The sequence below is a fragment of the Litorilinea aerophila genome (assembly GCF_006569185.2).
Classification (GTDB): Bacteria; Chloroflexota; Anaerolineae; order Caldilineales; family Caldilineaceae; genus Litorilinea; species Litorilinea aerophila.
The window spans coordinates 1-6885 of sequence record NZ_VIGC02000060.1 but is presented as its reverse complement, the minus strand read 5'-3'; the positions used below and the strand labels follow the sequence as shown (position 1 = coordinate 6885).

Genomic DNA, 6885 nt, shown 5'->3' with positions numbered 1-6885 from the left:
CAGCCATAGCTCATCCAGAGGGTCCTTACCCCGAGGCATCGCCTGATGGGCTGCCCGGCAGGGACTAGTACGGTCTGGCGTAAATACCACGGCAGAAATTCCGGGTGCCCTTTGGGCGCGCTCCCTCTGGTGGAAACGATTGGCGAATTTCTGCCGGGATTTACGAGCGGGCGCCCTGTGGCGTCCTCTGTGGGCCTCCACTCCCCATGAGGGGGCTCCGATGGATATGGGTATCCTGTCGACAGAACCTATAGTACCACCACATGGGGCATTCTGGGAACTTCTGGAGGGAGCTGCAGGCAGACTTGAGTTTTTAGCCGCAGATGACACGGATGACACAGACAGAACGTCGCTGCATCTGAGTTTCATACACCTTCACCACGAAGGATGAAAGATCCGCACGATCCGCGTAGGTCACGCATCCCTGCGTGACATGGGTTCCCGTCCCGCCGGGTGTGGATGTCCGGCCAGGAGACCGGACCTACCAGTCCGTGTCCCATTTTTCCATCCCCGACTTTCACCCATTCCTTGGCCCTCTTTCCTGGCCGGGGGCGGCGGGCGCTGCTTGCTGCGTCCCCACTGTGGCGTTCCATGGGCGGGACTCCGACCATCTTGAACGGGACCCACCGCGGTGGGGGGGCGTCCCAGATTGCGGCGGATCCCGTAGGTGCGGTTTCCATACCGCACAGACGATGGTCCCGTTTCTAAACGGGACCTACCGTGGCGCCTGGTGGCCAAACTCCGACGATCTGGAACGATACCCGTGGATTCTGGCCAGGGTGCGGATTTCATCCGGGCTGGATGGGGTCGTGAATGGGGAAGGGGGCAAGGACGGTAGGGGCGGGCCCCCGTGTCCGCCCGAAACGGGCCACCCCAGGCGTGCTGCCTGTGGGGCCTGCCCGGCGCCCCGTACAGACAGATTCAACTTACCCCCGAAGAGTCCGAAATGCGGAGCAATCCTGTGACCAGGTCGAAATCCCCGTCAAAACTTGCAATCGCCTCAATACCCAATTCCTGGCAGGCCAGGACGATCAATGCGTCGTGGAAATTCAACGCCCCCCCGGTGTTTCGAATCAGCTCTATTACACGGTTGAACAGGCGCTGGGTATCCACAGAAATCCACGTGACAGCGTCCTCGGGTACCCGACGCAACAGCTCGTCCAGAAGCATTGAGAATTCAGCAGATCGTCTCTGTTCCTGGGCCCGCCGCGCCATCACACTGATCGTCTCGTTGAGAACACAGTCAAAGTAGACCAGAGAAGCTCCTTCCGTCTTGAGCGCAGCTAACAATGCCTGGGCCTGACGGTGCCATTTGTCTTGCCGATCTATCAACGCCACGAGCACGTTGCTGTCGATGGCAACTGGCCTGCTCATGCTTCGTAAAGACCTTCTGTATCTGCCAGGGCATCACCACCCCACGCCACCAGACCGATCAGCCCGTCCAGATGGGCAGCGGAAGCGGTTTTCAGTTGCCGTCTCTGAAGGGCTTCTCGAACTTGTAACCGTTGTTTCAAAAATAGGGCAAAGTCCAGAAGTTCAGCCATCCCTTCCGGCGGCAACTCATCCAGGACCCCGATGACCTGGTCCCGCAAAGAGGTTTTGAGCGTGTTCATGTCCATAGCCTTCTCCATCACTCAACCATGCCATCATCACCCAAATCAATGGCCAGTCCGGGCTTCTGACTGCCTGACCCGAAGTATAGCGCCATCCCCCCGCCGTGTCTACCCGCTCCTTGGGCATGGGTATCGTTCAAGATCGTCGGTGCAGGATGCAGGGACAGGGGCCCAGAGGCGCGCCCGGGGGGCACCCGCCAATTGGGCGCCGCCCTGTCCGGGGTGGGCGGGCGCTGCTTGCTGCGCCCCTACCGTGGCGTCCCATGGGCGGATTTCGACCATCTTGAACGGGACCCACCGCGATGGGGGGCGTCCCAGATTGCGGCGGATCCCGTAGGTGCGGTTTCCATACCGCACAGACGATGGTCCCGTTTCCAAACGGGACCTACCGTGGGGTCCCATGGGGGGCTTCGGCGATTGTGACTATGCCAAGGGGCATAGTCGGAGTGGTGGCTGAAACGTTTCCATGAAGTCAAAGGCAACGGACGGCTCGACGGCAGTAGTGGTTGACGTCCTGGCCTTGTATGGTCTATTCTTAATTCACCCGAGGTGGAAGATTCGGCGTGGAAAGGCGGTGGTGCATGAGCAGCATGTTGACGGTACATTTACAATTCCCGCGAGACTTGTTGGGAGCACTAGAAATCCCCCAGGAACAGCTAGAGGCTCGGCTGCGGGAACTGATTGCACTGCAGTTGTTCCAAGAGGGGCGCGTCTCTTCAGGGAAGGGGGCCGAATTATTGGGTGTTTCCAAGTTGGAGTTCATTCAGCTATTGGCGCGACATGGGCTCTTTTACTTCATGGAAACTCCAGAGGAATTGGTGTCCGAAGTGAATATGCTAGAACAGCTATTCCATGAGGACAGTGAGGGCGATAGGCCGGGGAGCAAGGCATGATCGTCGTTGCCAACGCCGGTCCCTTGATTGCGTTGGCCCAGATCGGCCATTTCACCCTGTTGCAATTGCTTTACGGCGAGTTGTATATTCCGCCGGCTGTTCGGCATGAGGTGGTCGCATTAGGACAGGGACGTCCAGGTGCGGCTGAAGTAGACGTGGCGAGTTGGATCCACGTTGTTGAAGTTCGGGAGACCATGGCCGTTCAGCTCCTGAGAGACCGGTTGGATGCCGGCGAGAGCGAGGCTATTGTGTTGGCTATGGAAATGAATGCTGATCTGTTGCTCATGGACGAATCGCGTGGGCGACGAGTGGCTGAGGCACGAGGCCTGACAAAGACGGGCACGCTGGGAACGTTGATTGTGGCAAAAAAGCGGGGGCTAATCTCCGCTATAACCCCCTTGTTGGATAGACTCCTGGCCGCAGGGTTTCGGATGAGTGACGAACTTTACCAGGCTGCACGTACGTTGGCTGATGAAGGGAATCAGGGACTGCTTTGAGTGCCATGGGGGAGACATCCCAGATTGTGGCGGATCCCGTAGGTGCGGTTTCCATACCGCACAGACGATGGTCCCGTTTCCAAACGGGACCTGCCGTGGCGCCTGATGGCCAAACTCCGACTATCTTGAGCGATACCTGTGAATTCTGGCCAGGATGCGGTGTCAAATTGGGGTCAGTGGGTGCGGATTGCGTCCGGGCGGGGTGGAATCCTGAAAGGAGATGGGATGAAGTAGGGGCGGGCCCCCGTGCCCGCCCGAAACGGGCTGCCCGTGGGGCCGGTCCGGGGCCTTGTCCAGACCCACCCGGTGGGTGCGGGGCTGGCCCTGTCCACGGCCCGACATGGCCCGTCATCCGCCTGAACGGATAGGCACGGGGGCCTGTCCCTACGGCCTGTCTCGCCTAAGCCAGCATCTGTTCTCCACGCAGAGCGACCTGGAGGACTGAAGTCAGGAAGTGGCTGGCGTCCAGGATCTCCAGCAGCACCAACTGCCCATCCGCGGTAAAGTGGGCGATCATGGAGTCTGTCTGTTCGGCATGATCGATGGTGCCTTGGGGCATGACCTCAATTGTCAACACATCTTCTTCTCGGTCATACTGGATCTTCATACCGTGCCCTCCTGCCGGGATAAAAAGTAATCACCACCAGGTCGCTGTTCTCGTGGCGATAGACGACACGCAGAACATGGCGTTCTGTAAGCCGTTTCTGAGCGATATACCGTCCTTCCGGCTGCTGGATCACAATGTCTGGCCTGGCTAATGTGTCGGCGATCTGACTTTCCGTTACCGGAAATCCATGCCGTTCCAACACTTCAAATTTATAACGGGCATGCCGGGTATAGCGAATCGCCACTATGCATCCTCCGCCATGTGGAATCGCCCGTGCTACCGATGATTATAGCACAGCCTGTGGTGACCGGGAGTGGGGAGTGGATTCTGGCCAGGGTGCGGTTCCAAATTGGGTCAGTCGGTGCGGATTCCATCCGGGCGGGGTGGAATCCTGAAAGGAGATGGGATGAAGGGCTGTAGGGGTGGGCCCCCATGCCCGCCCGAAACGGGCCACCCCAGGCGTGCTGCCCGTGGGGCCTGTCCCTACGGTTGCGGCCAGATTTACCCTACCCCAGTAGGCTTAGCAGTACGAAACAGAGGTTTAAGCTTCACCTACCTGTTGCAAGGCGATCTGATATACATCCTCGCCCAACCGAAATCCCCCTTCCTCCCGCAACCGATCTAATTCTACACGCAGACTCGGAATGATTTTTTGCTTCGTGGCCCAAATCAACATTCCTACTGTACCCAAAGTTGGTAGTCCTAACCGACGGGCTACCTTGCGCGCTTCCTTCTCATCCAATAGAACCAGATTTGCCTGGATTTCTTGAGCCAATGCAATTACTTCGGCTTCTCCTCCGTCCAGGGTGGTCTCCAAGGCGATCACCAAAGCACGATTCTGCACATTCTGACGAGTAATCCAACTGGCAGAATGCACTGCATCGGCACCGGGGCGGCCATGTCCTGCTTCCACGATTTCCCGCCACACGGCCTCGGGTACAAAGATACCCTGGTGAAAGCGACGTGGGAGAAGTTCCAGGCGATTGATATTGCTCAGACTGATCAGAATTGATGAGTCTGCAACAACCTTCACGTCAATGTCTCCAGAACTTCCAGGTCTTTTTGCAATTCTTCCTGGTCATAATGGCGTGGGATTCCTTCGCGGCCCAGCAAGGCAAGGAAATCCCATTTCGACATTTCGGCCAGTTGACGGGCTTTTCCCAGGGAGAGCAACCCCTTGGCATACAGGCGGACCGCCAGTTCCTGGCGCAGTCGGGCCTCCTGTTCCTCTGGCGGGATACGCAACGCCTCCCGTAGATCTTCGCTAAGTGCTGACACCAGATCTGTCATCGCAATTGCCCTTTCCTCTAGAACAAGATGGAACCGCCGGGTGCACGAAAGGCACCTGGAAACCCCGATTTTCCGGGCTTCTGACCTCCTGACCCGAAGTATAGCGCCATCCTCCCGCCGTGTCTACCCGCTCCTTGGGCATCTCTCCTAGCCGGGGGTGGCGGGCGCAGCAAGCAGCGCCCCTACCGTGGCGTCCCATGGGCGAACTCCGACCATCTTGAGCGGGACCCACCGCGACGGGGGGCGTCCCAGATTCGGTGGATCCCGTAGGTGCAGTTTCCATACCGCACAGACGATGGTCCCGTTTCCAAACGGGACCATCGGCGGCGTCCTATGGGCGAACTCCGACCATCTTGAGCGACACCTGTGAATTCTGGCCAGGGTGCGGTGCCAAATCGGGGTGGGTGTGGATTGCATTCGGACAGGGTGGATCCCCGAGATGAGAGACGGTTCGGCATCCACCTGAACGGACAGGCACGGGGGCCTGTCCCTACGGCCTGTCTCGCCTAAGCCAGCATCTGTTCTCCACGCAGAGCGACCTGGAGGGCTGAAGTCAGGAAGTGGCTGGCGTCCAGGATCTAAAGTAATCACCATCAGGTCGCTTGGAGAGGGGTTCAAGGACGGCAGGGGCGGGCACGAGGGGGCGCCAGACCATGGCCTCCAGGGAGGCGGCCAGGATCATGGACCAGGGGCTAGGACGGACTCAGCAGCCGGCTTTCCCGCCAGATCCGTGTGATGAACGCATCACCCGCGTCCAGCCGCCGATCGATCTCATCCTGCGTATACACCAACAGATCAACGCCGATGGGTAGATCAAAATATGGATAAAAGCGCCGGATCTGGGCCAGGCGATCTGTGAGCGTGTGTATATCGCGATTCAGGATGATGAGGACGTCGACGTCGCTGGTCCCGACATGATCCCCCCGGGCGATGGAGCCGAAGACCCGGATCGAGGAAACGTCGGGATGGTCTTTCCGGATCCTTTCGGCAATCTCCACCAGCGCCGCCAGTACCTCATTTTGATTCAGTGATATGAGTTTTACAGAATCGGATGATTTCTGTCGCAGCATCCACTGCTTCCCTGGCCTGAGATTCATTGTAGTAATCTGCCGGCTTGCCTTCCGCAAAGCCGTTCGGATAACGGGTGGGGATGTAGTAGGCGTCCAACGACTGCGCCTTTTCAATCAGGGCAGTGGGCACATTTAGCGTCTCCAGATTCCGTAGCATTGGGGTTATGGAGTGTCCCCATGCACTATATCCCTGGTGCATCAGAAGTGCTTTGACCGCTTTCTCGGCTGCCTGTTGCGCAGTGAAGCAGGCCCACTCCCAGTATTCGTACTTGATGTCGATGGCCGCACGCTGGAGGTCCCGCTCGGCCTGAGCCAGCCAGTCCTGATATCGATTCACCCATTCCCTCCCCGTTGCATCTGACACTGAAGTAGGGACAGGGGCCCAGAGGCGTGCCTTTGGGCGCCGCCCTGTCTGTGGCGGGCTCCGACGTCGACCGGTATCCCCGGCTTCTGGCCGGGCGTTCCCGAATAGAGTATAGCGCCATCCTCCCGCCGTGTCTACCCGCTCCTTGGGCAGGGGTATAGTTCAAGATCGTCGGTACAGGATGTAGGGACAGGGGCCCAGAGGCGCTCCCCCCAGGCGGGTGCCTTTGGGCGCCGCCCTATCCGGGGGCGGCGGGCGCAGCAAGCAGCGCCCATACCGTGGCGTCCCATGGGCGGACTCCGGCGATTGTGTATTCTATTCCTTGGACGCCTGTCCTGGTCGGGATACGTTCCTGTACGCGGATGAATCGTTGTCGATTTATCCCCCTTTGATTGACCACAATCCCCACGATGGCTCTATTGCCAAAAGGTCAAATGAGGACGCTGATATGTCTCGGTAACAATCGACAAAACGGCACCTCTGATCCTTGAGAACCGAATAACACTTCCTGAACGGCGTGCGGGGCGACCGCGCAAAGCTGGCTAGTTGCT

At 58.7% G+C, this 6885-nt stretch carries 10 protein-coding genes; 2 read left to right on the top strand and 8 right to left on the bottom strand.

Annotated elements, in window-relative coordinates; genetic code table 11:
• Positions 1–921: 921 nt before the first annotated feature.
• Complete coding sequence (locus FKZ61_RS23425; protein WP_141612590.1) at positions 922–1374, bottom strand: type II toxin-antitoxin system VapC family toxin; 453 nt, start codon at positions 1372–1374, stop codon at positions 922–924.
• Positions 1371–1613, bottom strand: coding sequence for a hypothetical protein (locus tag FKZ61_RS23420; protein ID WP_141612589.1), 243 nt, complete (start codon positions 1611–1613; stop codon positions 1371–1373). Before FKZ61_RS23420 ends, FKZ61_RS23425 begins: the two co-directional genes overlap by 4 nt.
• A gap of 581 nt (positions 1614–2194) precedes the next feature.
• Here FKZ61_RS23420 and FKZ61_RS23415 point away from each other — a divergent pair.
• Together FKZ61_RS23415 and FKZ61_RS23410 are read left to right on the top strand one after the other, a co-directional pair.
• Positions 2195–2506, top strand: a complete 312-nt coding sequence (locus tag FKZ61_RS23415; RefSeq protein ID WP_141612588.1) for a UPF0175 family protein — start codon at positions 2195–2197, stop codon at positions 2504–2506.
• The gene (locus tag FKZ61_RS23410) at positions 2503–3003 is read left to right on the top strand and encodes a DUF3368 domain-containing protein (RefSeq protein WP_141612587.1); all 501 of its coding nucleotides are present in this window, start codon (positions 2503–2505) and stop codon (positions 3001–3003) included. Before FKZ61_RS23415 ends, FKZ61_RS23410 begins: the two co-directional genes overlap by 4 nt.
• A 400-nt stretch (positions 3004–3403) precedes the next feature.
• Here FKZ61_RS23410 and FKZ61_RS23405 read toward each other — a convergent pair whose 3' ends face one another.
• From FKZ61_RS23405 to FKZ61_RS23380, 6 genes are all read right to left on the bottom strand, one after another.
• Positions 3404–3610 carry a DUF2283 domain-containing protein gene (locus FKZ61_RS23405; protein ID WP_141612586.1) on the bottom strand — a complete coding sequence of 69 codons (207 nt, stop codon included), beginning with the start codon at positions 3608–3610 and terminating at the stop codon, positions 3404–3406.
• Complete coding sequence (locus FKZ61_RS23400) at positions 3594–3854, bottom strand: DUF4258 domain-containing protein (RefSeq protein ID WP_211358711.1); 261 nt, start codon at positions 3852–3854, stop codon at positions 3594–3596. The genes FKZ61_RS23405 and FKZ61_RS23400 overlap by 17 nt, the downstream gene beginning before the upstream one ends.
• A 297-nt stretch (positions 3855–4151) precedes the next feature.
• Complete coding sequence (locus FKZ61_RS24375; RefSeq protein WP_141612584.1) at positions 4152–4643, bottom strand: DUF3368 domain-containing protein; 492 nt, start codon at positions 4641–4643, stop codon at positions 4152–4154.
• Positions 4640–4900 carry a UPF0175 family protein gene (locus FKZ61_RS23390; RefSeq protein WP_141612583.1) on the bottom strand — a complete coding sequence of 87 codons (261 nt, stop codon included), beginning with the start codon at positions 4898–4900 and terminating at the stop codon, positions 4640–4642. Before FKZ61_RS23390 ends, FKZ61_RS24375 begins: the two co-directional genes overlap by 4 nt.
• A 692-nt stretch (positions 4901–5592) precedes the next feature.
• Entirely contained in the window at positions 5593–5970 is a 378-nt protein-coding gene (locus FKZ61_RS23385; RefSeq protein ID WP_170200240.1) for a nucleotidyltransferase domain-containing protein, read from the bottom strand.
• Positions 5915–6307, bottom strand: coding sequence for a HEPN domain-containing protein (locus FKZ61_RS23380; protein ID WP_141612581.1), 393 nt, complete (start codon positions 6305–6307; stop codon positions 5915–5917). Before FKZ61_RS23380 ends, FKZ61_RS23385 begins: the two co-directional genes overlap by 56 nt.
• Positions 6308–6885: the final 578 nt, after the last annotated feature.

Coding starts and splice junctions, on each gene's coding strand:
- FKZ61_RS23425 (WP_141612590.1), bottom strand. CDS start 1,374: ATGAGCAGGCCAGTTGCCATCGACAGCAACGTGCTCGTGGCGTTGATA.
- FKZ61_RS23420 (WP_141612589.1), bottom strand. CDS start 1,613: ATGAACACGCTCAAAACCTCTTTGCGGGACCAGGTCATCGGGGTCCTG.
- FKZ61_RS23415 (WP_141612588.1), top strand. CDS start 2,195: ATGAGCAGCATGTTGACGGTACATTTACAATTCCCGCGAGACTTGTTG.
- FKZ61_RS23410 (WP_141612587.1), top strand. CDS start 2,503: ATGATCGTCGTTGCCAACGCCGGTCCCTTGATTGCGTTGGCCCAGATC.
- FKZ61_RS23405 (WP_141612586.1), bottom strand. CDS start 3,610: ATGAAGATCCAGTATGACCGAGAAGAAGATGTGTTGACAATTGAGGTC.
- FKZ61_RS23390 (WP_141612583.1), bottom strand. CDS start 4,900: ATGACAGATCTGGTGTCAGCACTTAGCGAAGATCTACGGGAGGCGTTG.
- FKZ61_RS23385 (WP_170200240.1), bottom strand. CDS start 5,970: ATGCTGCGACAGAAATCATCCGATTCTGTAAAACTCATATCACTGAAT.